Consider the following 19,024-nt stretch of genomic DNA (forward strand, 5'->3'; position numbering starts at 1 on the left):
GTGCTTCGTTACCGGGCGGGTGGGAGATCCGTGGCGGGGGGAACGCCTAGGGCGAGCAGGGCGGTGTCGTCGTCCAGGCCATCGCCGAAGCCTTCCAGCAGCCCGGCGAGCGCGTTGATCACTTCGCGGGGTGCGGCGGGTGCCTGGTCGGCGGCGAAGGCGAGCAGGGCATCTTCGCCGTACAGGGTGTCACGGCTGGTACCCGTGCGGGCCTCGGTGAGCCCGTCGGTGTAGAGCAGAATCGTATCGCCGGGCGCCAGGGTGGCCTTGGCGGAGGTGAAGGGCGCGGTGGGCAGGATACCGACGAGCAGCCCGCCGGGGGTGGGCAGGTATTCGGCCTGGCCGTCGGCTCGAAGGATCAGCGCCGGCGGGTGGCCGCCGGACGCGAGGTGCACCGCTGTGCGTCCGTCGGCGCCGGGTGCGAGGATGCCGAAGATGCATGTGCAGTACCGCGGATCGCCGGAGGCGGTGTACCGCCCGTGCAAGACGGTGTTCAGCGTGGTCAGCGCGGCGGCGGGCTCGGGATTGTGGTGGGCCGCGGCATGCAGGGTGTAGCGGGTCAGCGAGGTGAGCGCCGCTGCCTGGGGGCCCTTGCCGCACACGTCGCCGAGGAAGAACGCCCACCTGGTGTCGTCGATGGGGAACAGGTCGTAGAAGTCGCCGCCGAGCCGGTCGGGAGAAGCCGTGTGGTAGTAGACGGCCGTCTCCACCCCGGGCAGGGCCGGCAGGGTGTCGGGGAGCAGCGACTGCTGCAGGACGGCGAGCGCGTCGGCGAGCCTCTCCCGGTCGGCGTCCGCCTGCCGGCGAGCCTCCTCGGCCTCCGCACGCGCCCGCTCGGCCTCCGAACGCGCCCGCTCGGCCTCGGCGCGGGCGCGTTCGGCGTCCTGACGGCGGCGGAGCAGCTCCTCCTCGTAGGCGCGCCGGTCGGAGGCATCGAAAACGGTGGTCCGGATCAGCAGGGGCTGACCCTCGCTGCCGTGCTTGACCACGGAGGAGACCAGCACCGGCAGCCGGCCGCCCCTGGCGGTCTTCACCTCCAGGGCGATGCCCCGTAGCTCACCCTGCATCCGCAGCAGCGGAGCGAAGTGCGTCTCGTGGTAGAGCTTGCCGCCGACGGTCAGCAGGTCGACGAAGCTCATCCTTCCGATGACGTCCTCACGCTTCAGGCCCAGCCAGTCCAGCAGCGTGGTGTTGATCTTGGCGATGGTGCCGTCCATCAGTGTGGACAGGTACCCGCAGGGCGCCGACTCGTACAGCTCTTCGGCGCTGTCCTCCAGCAGCGCGGTGAAGGCGGCTGCCATGCCGGCGTTGCCTCCGGTACCGGCCGGCTCGGACGCACCGCCCGTGCAGCACATCACGGCCGGCTCTCGAGGAAGTCTAGGATTTCCCGGACGGTGGCCTCGGGGGCGCTCAGCTGGGGGCAGTGCCCGGTGGCGTCGAGGGTGACCAGGCGGGAGGAGGGGATCGTGGCGTGCACGTAGGCGCCGACCTCCCGAGGGGCGATGACGTCCTGGGCGCACTCCAGGACCAGGGTCGGCACGGTCACGGCCTTCAGGTCATCCCGGCTGTCGGTCAGGAAGGTGGTCCGGGCGAAGACGCGGGCGATGTCGGGGTCGGTGGCGCAGAAGCTGTTGGTGAGCTCCTCCCCCAGCTCGGGCCGGTCGGGGTTACCCATGATCACCGGGGCCATGACGGAGGACCAGCCCAGGTAGTTCGACTCCAAAGAGGCCAGCAGTTCGCCGATGTCCTCCGCGGTGAAGCCGCCGCGGTAGCCGTCGTCGTCGATGTAACACGGCGAGGGGGTCACCATGACCAGCGCACCGATCCGCTCCGGCACGGCCCGCGCCGCCAGCACTCCGACCATGGCGCTGACCGAATGCCCCACGAACACCGCCTGTTCCAGGTCCAGCGCCTCGCAGACGTCGGCCACATCCCGGGCGTAGCCGTGCAGCGAGGAGTACCGCTCCTCGCTCCAGGCGGACAGATCCGAACCGCCGGAGCCGACGTAGTCGAACAGCACCACCCGGTAGCGCTCGGCCAACGCCGGCACGATCAGCCGCCACATGTTCTGGTCGCATCCGAACCCGTGCGCGAGCACTACCGCAGGGGCGTCGACCGGACCGGTGAGCGTGACATTGTTCCTGCGCCGGATGTCCATGAGATCCATGGTGCCATCCGGTCCGGCAAGCCCGGCCACCGGTCCTGATCACAAGGCCGTTCACGCGTCGTCACGGAGTCGTGGCCGACGCTCTCGCGCCCGCTTCGGCCCGGAGCCGGGCAACGTGGCGCGGGGCCCCCGCTCGCCGTCCCGGCGTGGGACGCTTCCGCGTGGTCGGTCGAGGGGGCGGGCCGGCATCCGGGGACCGCCCCGGCGGCGGCCGAGGCGTCAGGTCGCCAGGTGCCGTTGGATCCAGTCGGCTGCCGTACGGCGGAAGAGGCGGCGGTTGTCCGCGCGACGGAACTCGTGGCCCTCCTGGTGCAGCAGCAGGAGTTGGGCGTCCAGCCCACGCTCCCTCGCCGCCCTGACGAACTGCTCCGACTCCCCCACGGGCACGTTGGTGTCGTGTTCGCCGTGCACGGCCAGCACAGGGACGCGCAGCGCGTCGACACGGCTCATCGGAGACAGCGCCCGCAGCAGCTCGCGGTCACGTTCCGGGTGCCCGTACTTGTGGGCGGCCGACTCGGCGAGCCAGGGCTCGGTGCCGGTGAAGAAGGTGGCCAGGTCCGACATCCCGCACACCGCCACACCGGTCCGGAACAGGTCCGGATGCCAGACGAGGGAGGCCATGGTCAGGTAGCCACCGTACGAACGGCCCATCACAGCGAGGCGTCGCGGGTCGGCCAGTCCCTCCACGATCACGTGGGCCGCGCAGTCGGCGACATCCTCGAGCGCGTCGAAGCGGCCTGCGCCGAGGTCCGCGTCGACGAAGGAGCGACCATACCCGGACGAGCCGCGGACATCGGGTGCGAAGACGTCCAGTCCCCGGCCGAGCAGTTCGTGGTACAGCGGGTCCAGCACCGGGCGCTCCTGCTCCTCGGGACCACCGTGCAGATGCAGGACGCAGGGGGCCGCCTCTTCCGGGGAACGGCCCGGCGCGCGGTAGTACCAGCCACCGAGGGGCAGTCCGTCCCGTGCGATGGGGCGCAGGGGAATCGGCCGGACGGGCGGGCGGCCGGCCGGGACGGCGTCCTCGTCGCGCGAGGACCAGGGAGTGCGCAGGGCCACGCCCTGGTGCAGCCACCACATCCCCGGTCGGCGCCGGGAACCCGAGAGCGCCACCACGGGGCCGTCGGCAACCGGGGTGGGCGCCACCCGGGTGACCACCTCGTGGGGCAGCGTGAGGGTATGGGACGGGCCTGCCGCGGCGGGCGACTCGGGGTGGCCCGCCCCGTCCCCTTCCAGTGCGGCCGGGTCCAGGGGGGTGACCTCCAGTTCGCTGACACCCCGCACGTTCCACGACAGGACGGCGCTGCGCCCGGCCCGGCCAAGGGTCAGCAGTTCCAGGTCGCAGCCCGGACGGGCCGCGACGACCCGCCGGCCCAGCCACTGTCCCCGCGGGCCGAGCCGGACCGCGACCAGTGCGGCGAACTCGCGTCCGGCGTCGCTGCGCAGCCACAGGGTACGGCCGTCCGGTGAGAAGCCGCCGATCCACGGGTCACCGTCGGCGACGCGGACGGAGCCGGTGACCGCGCGGTCCGGCAGGCGTACGACGAGTGCCTCGCGGCGCCCTCGGGGTCCCCTGCGCAGCAGCGCGAGCCCGAGGTCCCGGCTCAGGGCGCACACGCGCAGGGTCGGTGCCCCGGCCTCGCTCGCGAGCAGCACCGGTGCGGTGCCGCCCTCGGGATCGACGAGGTAGGCCGCGAGGGTCCTGTGCCCCGGATCCCCCGAGGGCGCGCTGTGGTTCCCGTGGACCACGGTCCGTCCCGGCTCCTCGTGGGCGGCGGACATGAGCGGCGTTCCGCCCAGGAGGATCGCGCGGCCGTCGCGACCGGTCCAGCCGCCGGTGTGGGTGGGTACCGGTGGGTCCGTCGTCGCGGTCGGCCCGTCGGATTCGGTGTGCGCGAGGCCGGCGGGTGCGGGTTCGGTCACGGTCACCGCGACGGCCGAGCCGTCCGGTGACCAGCAGCCGAGGTGGGCGGAGGCGCCGGGCTCGCCTCCGGCCAGAAGACGCCTCATGGTGCCGTCGGGGCGCACACACAGGACACGGGTGAGTTCCCCGCCACCGGGCGCGGTGGTGTACGCGATCCACCGGCCGTCGGGAGACCATGACACCTCGGTCACCGGGTCGGGGTCGGCGTCCAGCAGACGCACCTGGTCGCCGTCCACGGGACCTGCCCACAGTTGCGGCACGCCGGTGCGGTCACAGATGAAGGCGACCTGCCGGCCGTCGGGGTCCACGGACGGATACCAGCAGCCGTGTGCGATGAGTGGCTGCGGCACATCGTGCGGGGCGGAGGCGTCGGGCAGGGGAACGGGTTCCGGCGCCACCACCAGTCCCCCGGCCGGCTCCGGCGCCGGACGGACCGCCGTCCCCACCAGCCCCCCGGCCGGCTCCGGCGCCGGACGGGCCGCCGTCCCCACCAGCCCCCCGGCGGGTTCCGGCTCGGCACGGCCGCGCATGTGAGCGGTGCTCTCCCGCCGGTCACGGCCGGCGGGTCGCACGTCCGGGGCGGAGTCGGCGTGTGGAGCCGTGGGTCCTTCGGTGGCGGGGCCCGTCGGGGTCAGCGGATGCCGTGCGTCTGCAGCCATGTCTCCAGCAGCGCTACCTGCCACAGTGCGTTCGCTCCTCGCCTGGTGTGGTGCGCGTTGGGCGCCGCGAGCAGTTCGGCGACGTACTCCTGACGGAAGACGCCGCGCTTCCTGGCTTCCGGGGCGGTGAGCGCCTCGCGGACCCGCTGCAGCACCGGGCCTGCCATGTGCTTGATCGCCGGGACCGGGAAGTAGCCCTTGGGCCGGTCGACGACCTCCCGAGGAAGGACCTTGCGTCCGGCGGCCTTCAGCACGCCCTTTCCGCCGTCGGCGAGCTTCAGCTCGGGCGGGCAGGCGGCGGCCAGCTCGACCAGCTCGTGGTCCAGGAAGGGCACCCGGGCCTCCAGGCCCCAGTCCATCGTCATGTTGTCCACGCGTTTGACGGGATCGTCGACCATCATCACGTGCGTGTCCAGCCGGAGATCGGCGTCCAGCGCCGTCTCGGCGCCCTCGGTGGACATGTGGGCGCGGACGAACTCGGCGGAGGCGTCCCGCACGGGCAGGAGACCGGGCTCCAGGATGCGGGACAGCTCGGTGTGGGAGCGGTCGAAATAGGTGTCGATGTACGCCTCCGAGGCCCGCTGCCGGGGCACCCCCGCCATCGCCGGGTACCAGTGGTAGCCCGCGAACACCTCGTCGGCGCCCTGGCCGCTCTGGACTACCTTCACCTCCTTGGCGACCTGCTCGGACAGCAGGTGGAAGGCGACCACGTCGTGGCTCATCATGGGTTCGCTCATGGCGAGGACGGCCGACTCCAGTGCCCCCGACACCCGGTCGGAAGGCACCATGAGCTGGTGGTGTCGGGTGTCGAAGTGGCGCGCCACGAGGTCGGAGTAGTGGAACTCGTCCCCCTCCTCGCCTCCTTCGGCCTCGAACCCGACGCTGAAGGTCGCGAGGTCCTGCTGTCCCTCGTCGGCCAGCAGGGCGACGATGAGGCTGGAGTCCAGACCGCCGGACAGCAGCACACCCACGGGCACATCGGCCACCATGCGGCGGCGCACAGCGGTGCGCAGCGCGTCCAGCACCGCGTCCGTCCAGTCCTCGGCGCTCAGGCCGGCGTGTTCCGGGCGGCGCGTGTAGGCGGGCTGCCAGTAGCAGTGGTCGCGGTGGGTCCCGTCCGGTTCGATAACGCGCACGGTGGCCGGCGGGAGCTTGCGCACGCCGTTCAGCACGGTGTGGGGCGCGGCCACGGTCGCGTGCCAGCTGAAGTACTGGTGCAGGGCCACCGGGTCGAGCGAGGTGTCGACGTCGCCGCCCGCCAGGAGGGCCGGCAGCGAGGAGGCGAACCGCAGCCGGTCGGGCGTCTGCGCCAGGTACAGCGGTTTGATGCCGAGTCGGTCGCGTGCCAGCACCACCCGTCCGCTGTCCAGCTCGACGATCGCGAAGGCGAACATGCCGTAGAAGCGCTGGACGCAGTCGGTGCCCCACTGCCGGTAGGCCTTGAGCACCACCTCGGTGTCGGAGTCGGAGAAGAACTCGTGGCCGAGACCGCGGAGTTCCTCACGAAGCTCGCGGTAGTTGTAGACGCAGCCGTTGAAGACCCCGGCGATCCTCGCCCGGGGGTCCGCCATGGGCTGGGCGCCGCTCTCCGACAAGTCGATGATCTTCAGGCGCCGATGCCCGAGAGCCACTGGTCCCTGGGACCACAGGCCGCGCCCGTCGGGGCCACGCGGCGCGAGCCGGTCGGTCATCCGTTCCACCGCCGCGATGTCCGGCCGCTCGCCGTCGAACCGTATCTCTCCGCCGAGTCCGCACATCAGTGGGCCCCCTTCACTCGGGCTGCGGGCCGCACGGTGCGGGCCGTACGGCCCGTGCGGCGGTGCCGTCGTCCGGGCGGTCCTGTCCGCTCGGGGTGTCCCGGGAACGGATGGCCAGGGGTCGGGTGGTCCTGCTTCGTGCGCATGGGAACGTGGCTCTCCTTGATCAGAAAACGGTCGCCGGACGTCGGTCGGTGGTGAGGCCGGGCCTGTCCGGGGATCGCCGGCGGTGTGGGCGGATCACGCGCTCGGTGTCGGAGCGGCGGACCTGCCGGCGTACGGATATGCCCCGAGGGCGTTCAGCTGTGGGGCGGAGCGCTGAGGATGGGCCGTCGGCCGCGGCGTCCGCCGTTCGCCGCGGGTCTCGGCCACCATCAGGTCGACGCTGGCGAGGAGGTCCTCGGCCTGGGCGGCCTGGCGCAGCCGGTGCGCCGCGGTGCCGGCGGCCAGTGCCTCCTCGAGCAGTCCGTGCACGGTCTCCCAGTCACCGGACGCCTCCAGCGTGGGGCGCAGCCTGGCCAGCATGCCCGTCAGCACGGCCGGGGCCGGTGCCGCGCAGCGCGTCACGGGGTCGACCAGGTGTCCTTCCAGGCCGGAGCGCGCCGCACGCCAGGTGGCGGCCCGCAACCAGTCGTGACGGCCGTCGCACAGGGGACCCTGCGCACGCTCCAGACGCTCGCAGGCCTCCCGCACCAGGGCCCGGAAGAGACCCGCGACCAGCACCACGGTCTCCACCCGCGGGCAGGCGTCACAGATCCGCAGTTCCAGCGTCTGCTGATGGGCCGAGGGCCGGACGTCGTGGTAGTTCATGCCGGGGTCACTGATGACGCCGGAACGAATCAGTTCCGCGAGGGTCCTGTCGTAATCGGCGGCGTCCGGGTGACAGCCGACCGGTCCTGCGGTCGGCCACCGCTGCCACACCATGGTCCGCCAGCTGGCGTAACCGGTGTCGGACCCCATCCAGAACGGCGAGCTGGCCGAGAGGGCCAGCAGCGGCGGCAGCCAGGGCGAGACCAGGCACATCGCACGGACGGCGGTGTCCCGGTCGGGCACGTCGACGTGGATCTGCGCACTGCAGATGAGCTGTTCGTCGGCGACGAGACGGTAGTCGTCGGCCATGCGCCGGTAGCGGGGGTCGGCGGCGACGCCCCGGGAGCCGACACTGGCGAACGGAACCGTTCCGGCGGCCACGACCGCGAGGCCGAGCGTGGCCGCCGCCGCGTCGAGGCGGCGCCGGGACGAGGCGAGGTCCCTCCACAAGCCGTCGAGCGTGTCGTGCACGCCGCTGTTGGTCTCCACCATCGACTGCTGCAGTTCGCCGGTGAAGCCCGGTCTGTCGATGCGGCCGAGCAGCTCTGCAGCGCGTGGCACGAGATGTCCGCTCTCCACGTCGAGCACATGGAATTCTTCTTCTGCCCCGAGGCGCGCTGTCACGGTTTCTCCCCTGCGAGTAGTTCACAGCCGCCGGTACATCGGCCTGCTGACCGGGTGACCGGAGATTGGCGTGGATCCGGGTTCCCTGATCAGCCGCTCGCAAGCCTGATAATTCACACTTTGTGGTGTATTACGCTCATATGAGCATGGGTCGGCCCTGGGGTGCTGTCGCGACCACCGGCCCCACGCCCGCCGGGGTGTCGGCGTCAGTCACGGGCGCCCGTCGGGTCGTCCGCGAGAGCGATGCGGGCGGTGATGCGCTTGCCGACCGGCTCGCGTCGCGCGGCGAAGCCCCGGGCGACGGCCATCACGATCTCCAGCCCGTGCTGGCCGACCCTTCCGGCATCGGCGGCCCGGGCCACCGGCAGCACCGGATCGGAGTCCCACACCACCACCTCGACCACGTCGCCGACGATCCGCAGCTCCATGAGCACAGGCCCCGGAGCGTACTTGCACGCGTTCGTGACCAGCTCGCTCACCACCAGCTGGGTGAGGTCGCGGGCCCTTCGCGACACCTCCAGGCCGTGCTCGGACTGCACCAGGTCGAGAAAGCCGGCGGCCGTATGGCGCGCCCGCGCGATGCAGCCGGCGTCACCGTCCCACGCGACCGTCGACCGCACAGTGTGCTCTCCGGACGCTGCGCCGTCCTCATCCGGGAGTGCTAAGTCCATCGCAGCCGCCTTCACTACCCCACTGACACCCCGCGCCTACCCGCGCATCAGCGGCCAACGCCCCCCTGTCTTTGTTACCTCCACCACCTCTTTGTCGCCTCCACCACGTACAGGCATCACCCACCGCCCGTACCGCGCGGGGCAGCGTCCTGCCGGCGATCGCGCACCGCCGGTGACGATCCGCCGTGCGTTGCCGCACAGGGACAGTTCGGTGGCCTCCTCGTCCAGGTCGGGGTCGGGGCGTTTCCGGCGGGTGCGCCGGGGTGATCACGGGGTAGTTCGTCAGCTCCCGGAAGTCGAGCGCGACCTCGTCGATGCAGGGGACGGGACGGCCGGTCTCGGACCGGCGCAGCGGACCGGTGTGGCGACCTGGATGCAGAAGGGGATGCCGAGGCCGGCGCAGGCGGGTCCGGGTGCCGACCAGGTGCGTCGGCGCCTCTCAGCCGCCGAGGCCCAGGACGCTCATGGTGCGCTCGGCCATGCGCTGTTCGCCAAGGGCGTTGGGGTGGACCGGGACCACACTCCGCCCGAAGAGGAGCGGCTCGATCCACCGCGTGCCGACGGCCTTGCAGGCGTCGTGGCCCTCGGATGCCTGGGCGAAGTCGACGTACGTGGCCCCCGTCTCTGCGGCGGCGCGCCGGACGACGGTGTTGAGGTGCGCCTGCAGGGCGTGCAGGTACGGCACGTCTCCGGAGGCGACCGGCAGTTTGGCGAAGCAGGACGGGTCGGCCGTGGCGGGCGTGATCCACGGGTAACCGAGGACCGCCACACGGGCGTTGGGGGCCTTGTCCCGGACGCTGCGCAGAGCGGTCTTGAGCGCGGGGTAGGTGTTCGCGTCGATCGCGTCATCGAAGGAGGTGCCGTACCGGTCCTTGCACGGGCTGCCTTTGCCGCCGCTGAGAAGGCCGGCGGTACCGCAGGACGTCATGGCGTTGATGAAGGTGCCGTTGTCGTTGCCGCCGACGGTGAGCGTCACCACGTCGGTGTCCGGGGTGACCGCGTCGGCCTGGGGGGCGACACCGGGGTACTGGGCCTCGGTGAAGTCCTTGGTCTGGGCCGCGCCGCAGGTGACGTCGGTCAGCCGGGCTCCCGTGCGGGAGGCGATGACGTGCGGATAGTTGGCTGTGGAGCGCAGGCAGAGCAGGTTGGCGGGGTCGACCGGCAGAACGCCCGAGGCGGCGCTGTAACTGTCGCCGAGCGCCGCGTAGTGCAGGGGCGTCGTGGCGTGGGCGGGAGCGACGGCGAGGCCGAGGGCCAGCGCGCCGGCGGCTGCGGAGGTGGAGGCGAGGACACGGCGCAAGGCAGGCATGGGCATGTGCTCTCTCTTCTCGTGGCGGGGTCACGGACACACGGACAGGGGGGTGCCCGGGTGTGTGCTGGTGCGCGAGAATGCGGCGGCTCGAGCAAGGGAGAGGCGCCGGCCGACGGTGCGTGGTCGAGGGGGCGCACGCACGACGGCGGCCGTGAAAGTGCCGGTCACGGGATTACCGTTGGGGGATACCGATAGGTAATGTGCGGGCGCGGGAACGTGGAGTCAACATTGTTGACCGAACTTCTTGAAACGCGCATGTATCGCGCGGCGGGCAACCCCTGCCCGGCACGGGCCGGTTGGGAACCGCCTGCGTCCCGGAGCCCCGGGGGCCGAACCCCGGGCCGCCTGTTCTGGGCTCATGCTGTCGACCGGATCCGCTTCCCCCACGCGCGAGGCCATCCGCGCCGCCGCCCGGCTGTTCCGGGACCACGGGTTCGCCCGGACCACGGTCCGCCGGATGGCGGCGGACGCCGGGACCGACCCGGCGCTGGTGATCCGCCATTTCAAGAGCAAGGAGCTGTTGTTCCTGGAGACCATGCACCTGACGATCGACGACGAGCCGCTGCTCGACGTCCCGTGGAGCGGCTGGGAGAGCGGCTGGCCGCGCGCTCCTGCTCGACCTCGACGGATCCGTCAGGGGCGTCTTTCTGGCTCTGGTGCACGGCAGCAACGAGCCGCAGATCCTCGACCGTCTGCGTCTGACCCACGAGAAGGTGCTCATCGAGCCCCTGCGCAACCGCCTGTCCGGGCCCGATGGCGACCTGCGTGCGCGACTGGCGGCCTCCCTGGCCGGCGGTCTGCTGTACGCGCTCTGGGTGGCAAGGGACGAAAGGTCTGCTGCGCACCGACCGCCACGACCTCGTCGCCCGCTACGGCGCCCTCCTGCAGGACATCCTCACTCCGCGGCGTTGACGGTCCGCACAGTGCGGGGACCGCGGAGGCGGGGAGGGAGGCTGCCGCTGTGCCGCGCGGGTGATCGTGGCCACCCGGCCGGTGGAGCTGCATGGCGGGAGTGGTGACGGCCGGGCGGCCGCGGGTACTCAGTCGGCCACGGCAACCGCTGTCGCGTCCCGCCCCCGTCGAAGGAGCCTCCCGACCATGACGGACGTAGCAAGCAAGGGTCCCGCCTCCGGTGACGACCGAGGGATCCTGACGAACCGCCAAGGCCACCCGGTATACGACAACCAGAACCAGCGCACCGTCGGCGCCCGCGGACCCGCGACGCTGGAGAACTACCAGTTCCTGGAGAAGATCAGCCACTTCGACCGGGAACGCATCCCCGAGCGCGTGGTGCACGCCCGAGGCGTGACCGCCTACGGGTTCTTCGAGGCGTACGGCGCCTGGGGCGACGAGCCGATCAGCCGCTACACGCGCGCCAAGCTGTTCCAGGACCGCGGGAAGCGCACCGACCTCGCCGTCCGCTTCTCCACCGTCATCGGCGGCCGGGACTCCTCCGAGGCGGCGCGCGATCCCCGCGGCTTCGCCGTGAAGTTCTACACCGAGGACGGCAACTGGGACCTGGTCGGCAACAATCTGGGGGTCTTCTTCATCCGGGACGCCATCAAGTTCCCCGACGTCATCCACGCCCTCAAGCCCGACCCGGTGGACTTCGAGCAGAAACCCAACCGGATCTTCGACTTCATGTCGCAGACACCCGAGTCCATGCACATGCTCGTGAACCTGTTCAGTCCGCGCGGCATCCCCGCCGACTACCGCCACATGCAGGGCTTCGGCGTCAACACCTACAAGTGGGTGAACGCCGAGGGCAACACCGTGCTCGTGAAGTACCACTGGATGCCCAAGCAGGGTGTGCGCTCCATGACCGAGCAGGACGCCGCCAACATCCAGGCGGATTCCCTGGGCCACGCCACCAAGGACCTGTACGAGGCCGTCGCGCGGGGCGAGTACCCCGAGTGGGAGCTGCTCGTGCAGATCATGGAGGACCATGAGCACCCGGAGCTGGACTTCGATCCGCTGGACGACACCAAGACCTGGCCCGAACAGGACTTCCCGCCCAAGCCGGTGGGCCGGATGGTGCTGGACCGGATGCCCGGGAACTTCTTCGCCGAGAACGAGCAGATCTCCTTCGGCACCGGTGTGCTCGTCGACGGCCTGGACTTCTCCGACGACAAGATGCTCGTCGGCCGCACCTTCTCCTACAGCGACACCCAGCGCTACCGCGTCGGCCCCAACTATCTCCAGCTGCCCGTCAACCAGGCACGGAACGCCTGTGTGCGCACCAACCAGCGCGACGGGGCGATGACCTACCACGTCGACGGCGGCGGGGAGAACGCGAGCGTCAACTACGAGCCGTCGACCCGTGGTGGGCTGCGCGAAGCCGAATACCCGGCGCACGAGGAGCAGGGCCCGGAGATCCACGGCCGGCTCACCCGTCAGCGCATCCCCCGCACCAACGACTACCGGCAGGCAGGCCAGCGGTACCTCCTCATGGAGGAGTGGGAGCGCGACGACCTGGTGACCAACCTGGTCGGCCAGCTCGCCCGCTGCGACCGGCCCGTCCAGGAGCGGATGGTGTGGCACTTCCTGCTGGTGGAGAACGACCTCGGCCTCAGGGTCGGTAAGGGCCTCGGGATCCGCCCGGAGGACGTCTCGGACCTCGAACCGCTGGCCAGCCAGGACCTCACGCAGGAGGACAAGGAGCGGCTGGCGAACCTCGGCAAGAATCCGCCGCGCGACGTCGACGGCATCACCATGACGCACTGTGTCCCGGACGAGCGGCACGTCGTGACCCGCTGAGCCGGAACGGCACGGATGCCGCGGAGGCCCGATCGACGTGTCGGGCCCCGTGCGCGGTCGGTTGCCGTCAGGGGCACGCGGCCTGGCGAAGTGCGGCTACGAGGATGTGGGAGGCCGTCCCTCGGGGGCCCGGGCCGGGGTCATCGCCCACCGGACGGTCCGCGTGAGCAGGCGCCCGGCCGGAACGACCGTGAGGTCCTCGACGAGCGGTATGCGTGGCAGCCGTAGCAGGCGCCGGGCCCACGACGGGAGCAGCGATACGGCGTTCGCGGCCAGAACGCCGTACGCGGGACGCACGGCGAGCGGCAGGGGCGGATCCAGCAGCAGGAAGCGGGCCACGCCCCAGGCCTCCGGGGTGGCGCGGAGTTCGGGCCGGTAGGCGGCCAGTCGCCGGGACAGGGTGCGGCGGTCGCGCGGCGGATCGATCACCCCCAGCGCCTCGGCGACGACCGCGGTGTCGGCGACGTAGGCGTCGTAACCGGCCGGGTCCAGTGGGTCCCGGCCGAAGCGCTCGTGAGCCCGCATGAAGCTCTCCGTCTCGGCCGCGTGCACCCAGCCGAGCAGATGGGGGTCGGCTGCGTGATACCGCTGCCCTTCGGGGGTGCTGCCGCGTATCTGCTCGTGGATGCCCCGCACCCGGTCGACGGCCGCCTGGGCATCGGCAGCCGTACCGTACGTCGTCACGGCCAGGAAGGCGCTGGTGCGCTGCAGCCGCCCCCAGGGATCACCGCGGAAACCGGAGTGGGCCGCGACGGCCGCCATGGCGAGGGGGTGCAGGGACTGCAGGAGCAGTGCGCTGACGCCTCCGATGAACATCGAGGCATCGCCGTGCACGGTGCGGACGGGACGGTCGGGCGCGAACCAGCGCGGGCCCGGCATGTCATGGATGTGTGCCCTGACGGCTCGTCCGTCGGGGCCCGCGACCCGACGGAAGATCATCATGCCCAGCTGGGCGCGTACGTCCGGAAGCACGGCCCCTCCGTTCCTCGCCGTTCCCCGCCGTCACGAGCGGGTGGGCACCTCATCGCCTTCCCGGTCGGACCGCGGCCACACGTAGGGCAGGTCGTCGGGCACACCGGGGAACTCGTTCGCGTACGCCTCCCGGTCCTTGCGGACGAGAGCCGACTGGTGGCTGCGGTGGAAAGCCTCGTCACCGAGCCAGGGCGGCAGCTCCCCGGCAGCCGAGAGCGCCGGCTGATCGCGGACCGGGGCACCCGGACGGCATCCGGCGTAACCGGCCACCAGGGAGGCCGCACAGCTGTCCTGGTGCCCCTGCTCCCGCCACACCCGGCAGATCTCCAGCCCGTACCGGACGAGGGCCTCCTCGTATCCGCGCCACATGCGTACGGCGGGATGCCGGCGCCAGCCGTACCCCGGGACGGTCAGACCGCGCAGGACCTGCAGCGCCTCGACGCGCTGTTTGCCCAGACGGCGGCGGTCCAGGAGGAGCGCGGAGCGGCGGAAGTCGGGATCGGGCAGGAAGGTCTGCATGATCGCCGTCCTTCGGTGAGCGGTGGGCGTGCGGGCTCACTTCTTGCGGAGGGCGGACGGCTTGTGGACCGCCGACCTGCCGGACTTGGCACTGCGGACCTCGTACTGCGGCTCCTCCGGGGAGGCGTCGACCGTGCGGCCGGCGGCCTTCGTCCGCCGGGTGATCCTGCGCTCGACCTCTCCCTCGGTGGTCGATCCGTGGCTGTTCCAGGCCACCTTGTCGCCCTCTCTCAGCTGTTCGTCCGAGCCCTTGCGGTTCTTGTCGGCCATGGCTGTCGGTCCTTTCGGGGGTGTGGTCGGGGCTGGAGTCCGCCGCCGCGCCTCAGCAGGCGCGCCCCGTGGCCGCGCGGTCGGCATCGCCACCGGCACCGAGCAGTCCAGTGGAGACGAAGGGTTCCTCGGCCTCCAGCCGGGGGAGGTCCCGGCGGGACACGCGCAGGACAACCGGGGGGAGGGCCGCGCGCACCGGTTGCACCAGCCGCAGCCAGGGCGGCGCGTACGCGGCCGTACGCCGCCGCTCCAGGCCGGTCACGAGCCGGGCGGCGACCGCTTCCGCACGTGCGACCCTGCGGGCGGGCGGAGGCATGCCGGCGCGTAGTCCGCGCAGCACCGCGTGCTGGTCGGCGTCGCGCACCATGTCGGTGTCGGTCCAGTTGAGGTAGCCGATGCCCACGGCGACGCCCCGGTGGGCCACTTCGGCCCGGAGGGAGTGCGCGAAGGCCTCCGCACCGGCCTTGGAGGCGCAGTAGGCGCTCATCAGCGGGGCGGCGCCGAGCGAGGCCAGGGAGGCGATCTGCAGGAAGTAGCCCGCCGTCGCGTACAGGTCCGGCAGGAAGGCCCGTGCCGTCTGGGCACTGCCGGTGAGGTTCACGTCGATCACGCGGCGCCAGTCGGCCGGGTCAGTGGCGTCGAAGGGACCTCCGAGCGCGACGCCGGCGTTGGCGATCACGACGGAAGGGCGGCCGAGGCGGTGGCGCACCTCGTCCGCGGCCGCCCGCAGGGCGGGCAGATCGGTCACGTCGGCCTCGATCGCCAGGGCAGGGGTGGGCATCCGGGCGGCCGTCTCCTCCAGCAGGTCCTTCTCGTGGCCGAGGAGCGCCGGTCTGGCGCCCCGCCGGGCGACCTCGTACGCGAGTGCGGCCCCCAGTCCGCGGGCTGCACCGGTCACCACGACCGTCCGGTTCCTCAAAGGGCTGCTGGGCACGGGTGCGCCTTTCTCTCGTGCCGGGTGCTTTCCGCTCCGACCGGTGTCCCGACGCGGTCAGCTCTCCACGGCCGGCGGCAGAGCCGTGTGATCGGGGTGACCGCAAGTGCGGCGGGCTTCCTTCATCTCCGCCTCGTAGAGATGGTCCCGACCCTGGGCGAGTTCGTTCACCACGCTGCGTTCCAGCTCCAGGAACGGCCGGTAGTAGGTGTCGTTGTAGGCCTCGACGATCTGGAAGGTCCAGTGGCCGGGGATGACGTTGCGGCCCAGGATCTCGGCCTCCACCTTGTCGGCCCACTCCGGGTGCCCGGCCTCGCGCAGGAGTCGTACCGCGCGGTCCAGTTCCAGGTCGGCCCCGCCCGTCAGCTGGTGGAAGCTGTAGAGATGGCCGCGGGCCCGTTCGGTGGTCTCCAGTGCCTTCGACAGCGACCCGAGGGCTTCGACGGTCTTGTCGTCGACACCGCGGGGGCGCTGGTGCCGGCGGTCGGGACCGTTCTGGTACTCAGTCATGCCGCTCTCCGCTGTGTGGCCGGATGCCGGCCCCGTCGGGCCGGCGGATGCTCTCTGCGTCAACTCCTTCTCCGCGGGCCGGGCGATCGGATGCGGCTGCGGCCGAACGGGGGCGCTTGCGCCCGGTGCGGTCCCGGCCGGCGAGGAGGCGCTGGGCGCGGGCCAGCGCGGGTGCCCGGTGGGCGCGCAGTGCGGCACGGGCGGCATTGGCGCCGGGGCCCCCGTGCACGCCTCCGCCGGGGTGGGCTCCGGCGGAGGCGAGGAACAGACCCGGGACGGCGGTCTCGGGACGCCCGGTGCCGGGCACCGGCCGGAAGACGAGCTGCTGGTGGAGGTTGGTCGTGCCCCCGTTGATGGCGCCGTCCAGGAGGTTGGCGTCCAGCGCCTCGAGGGTGGGCGGCGTGAGGACGCGGCGGGCGCGGATGAGGGACCGGAAGCCGGGTGCGAACCGCTCGACCTGCCGTTCCACGCGGTCCGCCATGCGTTCCCGGTCCGCCGGGCCCCAGTCACCCATGATGCCCTCGTCGCCGGCGTCCCCCCGGATGTCGTGCGGGACGTGCGTGTAGGCCCAGGCCGACTCGGTGCCCCGGGGGGAACGGGTGGGGTCCGAGGTGGTCATCTGCCCGAACAGGGCGAAGGGGCGGTCGGGCACCTGGTGCATGGCGATCTGGGCGGCGAAACGGGTGAGCTCGTCCATGCCGTCGGCCAGGTGGACGGTCCCGGCCTGGCAGGCCCGCTCGGCCTGCCACGGCACCGGACCGTCCAGCGCCCAGTCGACCTTGAAGGTGGCGAAGTCCCACTGGAAGCGCCGCAGGTCCTCCATCAGCTGTGCGGGCAGGTGCTCGGGGCCGACGAGGTCCTGGTAGAGGACGGGCACGGCCACGTCGGCCAGCACGGCCCGCAGCGCGGGTACCGTCTCCCCGGCGGCGGTCCGCACCCCCACGGCCCGCCCGTCGCGTACGGCGATGCTCTCCACCCGCTCGCCGCAGCGCAGCTCTCCCCCACGCGCGCGCAGTCGGTGGATCAGCGCCTCGGTCAGCGCGCCGGAGCCGCCGACCGGCACGGGAAACCCGTACGTCTGTCCCAGCATCGACAGCAGCCAGCCGAAGCCACCGCTGCCCGCCGACTCGGGAGCGAGATCCGCGTGCAGGGCGTTCCCGGCCAGCAGCAGCCGGCCGCCCTCGCCGCGGAACTCCTCCTCCCCCAACCGGCGCACCGGAAGGATCAGAGACCGTGCCGTGCGCAGACCGCCCGCGGCCCGCAGCGTACGGGCCAGCCGTGCCCCGGCCCGGACCGGCGGGAACGGAGTGAACAGGGCGTTGAGCAGATCCGGGCCAAGGGTCTGCCACAGGGCGCAGAGGCGCCGCCAGGCCGCTCCGTCGCCGGGTGCGAACGCCTCCAGCGAGTCGGCGGTGGTGTCGATGCTGCGGTCCAGTACGACGCACCGGCCGTCGCTCAGCGGATGCGCCAGCACCCGTGGCGCGTGGCTCCAGCGCAGCCCGTGATCCTCCAGGTGGAGCGCGGACAGCACGGGGGACGCGGCGGCCAGGGGATAGAAGGAGCTGAAGAGGTCGTTGACGAAGTCCGGGTGGACCCCTCGGTCGTGGCGGACCGCGCCGCCCGGCTCCGGTTGCTCCTCCAGCACCTGGACGCTCCACCCCGCGTCCGCCAGTATGTTGGCGGCCACCAGCCCGTTGGGCCCCGCGCCGATCACCACGGCGTCATGCATGATCGGCTCCCTTTCCACCTCGCGCCGGTCGTGTGACAGGTCCCCGGCCGGGCTCACCGTCCTCGCAGGCGGCGGCGAGCCGGGCGAGCATGGCGCGGTGGCGCAGCTGGATCAGCGCCTCGAATCCCCAGTTGTGCAGGACGCTCCCCGCGCCCTGGAGCGGGTGCTCGTCGACGATGACCAGGCAGTACTTCCCCCACTCCCGCAGCTCGATCGCGATGCGGGCGGTGCCGAGGATGCCGGCGTGGGCCTCCAGTTCCAGGACGGATCCCTCCCGGCAGCGCCGTACGACCGTCTCGTTCTCGAGCCGTAGCGGTCCCAGCCGGACCTCGTATGCGATGGACGCGTCCTCCGACGGCCACTGGCCGAGCTTCGGCCGGGAGGAGGCTGTTCCCACCACCCATTCCGCGTACCGGCTGCCGTCGGCGAGGACGTCCCACACCGCGGCAGGGCTGGCCTTGATCAGTCGATGACGTACCGCCACAGGTTGCCTCCGGTTGCTGGAGCCGGCGAGGAGCCACCGCCGAGTGCCCCTGGCGCAGGCGGACCAATCGTCCAGTTACGGGAACCGGGCCGGGGCGGACAGGACCGGCTGCCACCGGCCGGCGTGTGCCGCAGGAGCGGGCTTGTCGGGTCCGTCCCCCACGGCGATCTCACCGTGGACGGGCCCCGCCTGCACCCCGAGGAGGTCTAGGCCGCCCTACGGGACGAACCGCCTGACGACACGGTGTACGTGGTGGAGCCGACCTCCAAGAGCTCCTCGTGGTGGCGCCGGATGGACCTGCGCAGGTCCGGTCCTACTGCTTCCCGGCGGCGGGTGGCCTCGGTTTCGGGCTGCCCGGCGCGGGCGAGGTGGCCATGGCCCAGCCCGACCGGCCCGTGGTGGGCGTGATCGGGGACGGCTCGGCCAACCACGGCATCGCGGCCCTGTGGACGGCCGCCCAGCACGGGTTCCCCTGACCGTGGTGCTGCTGCGCAACGGGACGTACGGGGCACTGTGCTGGTTCGGCGGCCTGCTCGGCGTGGCGGAAGCGCCGGGCCTGGATCCCGGGCCTGGACTTCACCGCATCGCCGAGGGCTACGGGCTGCGCGCCCGGCACGTCGAGGGAGAACGAGCCGCGGTCCGTGCTGTCCGAACACCCGGACGGTCCCCGCCTCGTCCAGGTCGACACGGCGCTCACCACGCTCTCCTGGAACGCCTCACCCCCGAGAGGTTCCTCAGTGACGGCCGGCAGGACGCCACCCGCGACAGCCGGTGACCGAGCCGGCGACCTGGGACCGGCTCGGCGCCCCTGGACCCGGCCACGGCCGAGGACGTGCCCCGTGCCGCTGCCCGCGCCGCCCAAGCACAGCCGGCCTGGGGGCCGTCCCTCCGCAGCAGCGGGCGCCCTTCCTCACCGGCGGGCAGC

17 protein-coding genes are annotated in these 19,024 nt (G+C 72.2%); 3 read left to right on the plus strand and 14 right to left on the minus strand.

What is annotated here, in order from left to right; all coding sequences use genetic code 11:
* Positions 1-8: 8 nt before the first annotated feature.
* From ABZ079_RS31740 to ABZ079_RS31770, 7 genes are all read right to left on the minus strand, one after another.
* Complete coding sequence (locus ABZ079_RS31740; RefSeq protein ID WP_356942892.1) at positions 9-1,301, minus strand: SpoIIE family protein phosphatase; 1,293 nt, start codon at positions 1,299-1,301, stop codon at positions 9-11.
* A 53-nt stretch (positions 1,302-1,354) separates the two neighbouring features.
* The gene (locus ABZ079_RS31745) at positions 1,355-2,158 is read right to left on the minus strand and encodes an alpha/beta hydrolase (protein WP_356942893.1); all 804 of its coding nucleotides are present in this window, start codon (positions 2,156-2,158) and stop codon (positions 1,355-1,357) included.
* A gap of 228 nt (positions 2,159-2,386) precedes the next feature.
* Positions 2,387-4,750: a prolyl oligopeptidase family serine peptidase gene (locus ABZ079_RS31750; RefSeq protein WP_356942894.1), complete on the minus strand. Its 2,364-nt coding sequence runs from the start codon at positions 4,748-4,750 to the stop codon at positions 2,387-2,389.
* Positions 4,723-6,507, minus strand: a complete 1,785-nt coding sequence (locus ABZ079_RS31755) for an N-acetylglutaminylglutamine amidotransferase (RefSeq protein WP_356942895.1) — start codon at positions 6,505-6,507, stop codon at positions 4,723-4,725. The genes ABZ079_RS31750 and ABZ079_RS31755 overlap by 28 nt, the downstream gene beginning before the upstream one ends.
* Positions 6,508-6,747: 240 nt before the next feature.
* On the minus strand, positions 6,748-7,941 hold the full coding sequence (locus ABZ079_RS31760; protein ID WP_356942896.1) for a YbdK family carboxylate-amine ligase: 1,194 nt from the start codon (positions 7,939-7,941) through the stop codon (positions 6,748-6,750).
* Between the two features lie 206 nt (positions 7,942-8,147).
* Positions 8,148-8,612 (minus strand): ATP-binding protein, encoded by a 465-nt coding sequence (locus ABZ079_RS31765; RefSeq protein ID WP_356942897.1) that lies wholly within the window; start codon positions 8,610-8,612, stop codon positions 8,148-8,150.
* A gap of 439 nt (positions 8,613-9,051) precedes the next feature.
* Positions 9,052-9,927, minus strand: a complete 876-nt coding sequence (locus tag ABZ079_RS31770; protein ID WP_356942898.1) for an SGNH/GDSL hydrolase family protein — start codon at positions 9,925-9,927, stop codon at positions 9,052-9,054.
* A 644-nt stretch (positions 9,928-10,571) separates the two neighbouring features.
* Here ABZ079_RS31770 and ABZ079_RS31775 point away from each other — a divergent pair.
* Positions 10,572-10,943 (plus strand): hypothetical protein, encoded by a 372-nt coding sequence (locus tag ABZ079_RS31775; RefSeq protein WP_356942934.1) that lies wholly within the window; start codon positions 10,572-10,574, stop codon positions 10,941-10,943.
* A gap of 79 nt (positions 10,944-11,022) precedes the next feature.
* On the plus strand, positions 11,023-12,681 hold the full coding sequence (locus ABZ079_RS31780) for a catalase (RefSeq protein ID WP_356942899.1): 1,659 nt from the start codon (positions 11,023-11,025) through the stop codon (positions 12,679-12,681).
* Positions 12,682-12,777: 96 nt separating this feature from the next.
* Here ABZ079_RS31780 and ABZ079_RS31785 read toward each other — a convergent pair whose 3' ends face one another.
* From ABZ079_RS31785 to ABZ079_RS31815, 7 genes are read right to left on the minus strand one after another with little or no spacing between them, the layout of a single operon-like run.
* Positions 12,778-13,623 (minus strand): oxygenase MpaB family protein, encoded by an 846-nt coding sequence (locus tag ABZ079_RS31785; RefSeq protein ID WP_356942935.1) that lies wholly within the window; start codon positions 13,621-13,623, stop codon positions 12,778-12,780.
* A gap of 60 nt (positions 13,624-13,683) precedes the next feature.
* Complete coding sequence (locus ABZ079_RS31790) at positions 13,684-14,172, minus strand: MSMEG_6728 family protein (RefSeq protein ID WP_356942900.1); 489 nt, start codon at positions 14,170-14,172, stop codon at positions 13,684-13,686.
* Positions 14,173-14,208: 36 nt separating this feature from the next.
* Positions 14,209-14,442 carry a DUF2945 domain-containing protein gene (locus tag ABZ079_RS31795; RefSeq protein ID WP_356942901.1) on the minus strand — a complete coding sequence of 78 codons (234 nt, stop codon included), beginning with the start codon at positions 14,440-14,442 and terminating at the stop codon, positions 14,209-14,211.
* 52 nt (positions 14,443-14,494) lie between these two features.
* Positions 14,495-15,376: an SDR family oxidoreductase gene (locus ABZ079_RS31800; RefSeq protein ID WP_356942902.1), complete on the minus strand. Its 882-nt coding sequence runs from the start codon at positions 15,374-15,376 to the stop codon at positions 14,495-14,497.
* 57 nt (positions 15,377-15,433) lie between these two features.
* A complete protein-coding gene (locus ABZ079_RS31805) occupies positions 15,434-15,886 on the minus strand; it encodes a hypothetical protein (protein WP_356942903.1) in 453 nt (150 codons plus the stop codon).
* Positions 15,879-17,615, minus strand: a complete 1,737-nt coding sequence (locus ABZ079_RS31810) for an NAD(P)/FAD-dependent oxidoreductase (protein WP_356942904.1) — start codon at positions 17,613-17,615, stop codon at positions 15,879-15,881. The genes ABZ079_RS31805 and ABZ079_RS31810 overlap by 8 nt, the downstream gene beginning before the upstream one ends.
* Complete coding sequence (locus ABZ079_RS31815; protein ID WP_356942905.1) at positions 17,608-18,099, minus strand: SRPBCC family protein; 492 nt, start codon at positions 18,097-18,099, stop codon at positions 17,608-17,610. Before ABZ079_RS31815 ends, ABZ079_RS31810 begins: the two co-directional genes overlap by 8 nt.
* Positions 18,100-18,377: 278 nt before the next feature.
* On the opposite strand from ABZ079_RS31815, the gene ABZ079_RS31820 reads away from it, so the two are divergent.
* The gene (locus tag ABZ079_RS31820) at positions 18,378-18,575 is read left to right on the plus strand and encodes a thiamine pyrophosphate-dependent enzyme (RefSeq protein ID WP_356942906.1); all 198 of its coding nucleotides are present in this window, start codon (positions 18,378-18,380) and stop codon (positions 18,573-18,575) included.
* Positions 18,576-19,024: the final 449 nt, after the last annotated feature.

It is taken from the genome of Streptomyces sp. NPDC006314 (genome assembly GCF_040613075.1).
Lineage (GTDB): Bacteria > Actinomycetota > Actinomycetes > Streptomycetales > Streptomycetaceae > Streptomyces.

Coding starts and splice junctions, on each gene's coding strand:
- ABZ079_RS31740 (WP_356942892.1), bottom strand. CDS start 1,301: ATGGCAGCCGCCTTCACCGCGCTGCTGGAGGACAGCGCCGAAGAGCTG.
- ABZ079_RS31745 (WP_356942893.1), bottom strand. CDS start 2,158: ATGGACATCCGGCGCAGGAACAATGTCACGCTCACCGGTCCGGTCGAC.
- ABZ079_RS31750 (WP_356942894.1), bottom strand. CDS start 4,750: ATGGCTGCAGACGCACGGCATCCGCTGACCCCGACGGGCCCCGCCACC.
- ABZ079_RS31755 (WP_356942895.1), bottom strand. CDS start 6,507: ATGTGCGGACTCGGCGGAGAGATACGGTTCGACGGCGAGCGGCCGGAC.
- ABZ079_RS31765 (WP_356942897.1), bottom strand. CDS start 8,612: ATGGACTTAGCACTCCCGGATGAGGACGGCGCAGCGTCCGGAGAGCAC.
- ABZ079_RS31770 (WP_356942898.1), bottom strand. CDS start 9,927: ATGCCCATGCCTGCCTTGCGCCGTGTCCTCGCCTCCACCTCCGCAGCC.
- ABZ079_RS31780 (WP_356942899.1), top strand. CDS start 11,023: ATGACGGACGTAGCAAGCAAGGGTCCCGCCTCCGGTGACGACCGAGGG.
- ABZ079_RS31785 (WP_356942935.1), bottom strand. CDS start 13,623: ATGATGATCTTCCGTCGGGTCGCGGGCCCCGACGGACGAGCCGTCAGG.
- ABZ079_RS31790 (WP_356942900.1), bottom strand. CDS start 14,172: ATGCAGACCTTCCTGCCCGATCCCGACTTCCGCCGCTCCGCGCTCCTC.
- ABZ079_RS31795 (WP_356942901.1), bottom strand. CDS start 14,442: ATGGCCGACAAGAACCGCAAGGGCTCGGACGAACAGCTGAGAGAGGGC.
- ABZ079_RS31805 (WP_356942903.1), bottom strand. CDS start 15,886: ATGACTGAGTACCAGAACGGTCCCGACCGCCGGCACCAGCGCCCCCGC.
- ABZ079_RS31810 (WP_356942904.1), bottom strand. CDS start 17,615: ATGCATGACGCCGTGGTGATCGGCGCGGGGCCCAACGGGCTGGTGGCC.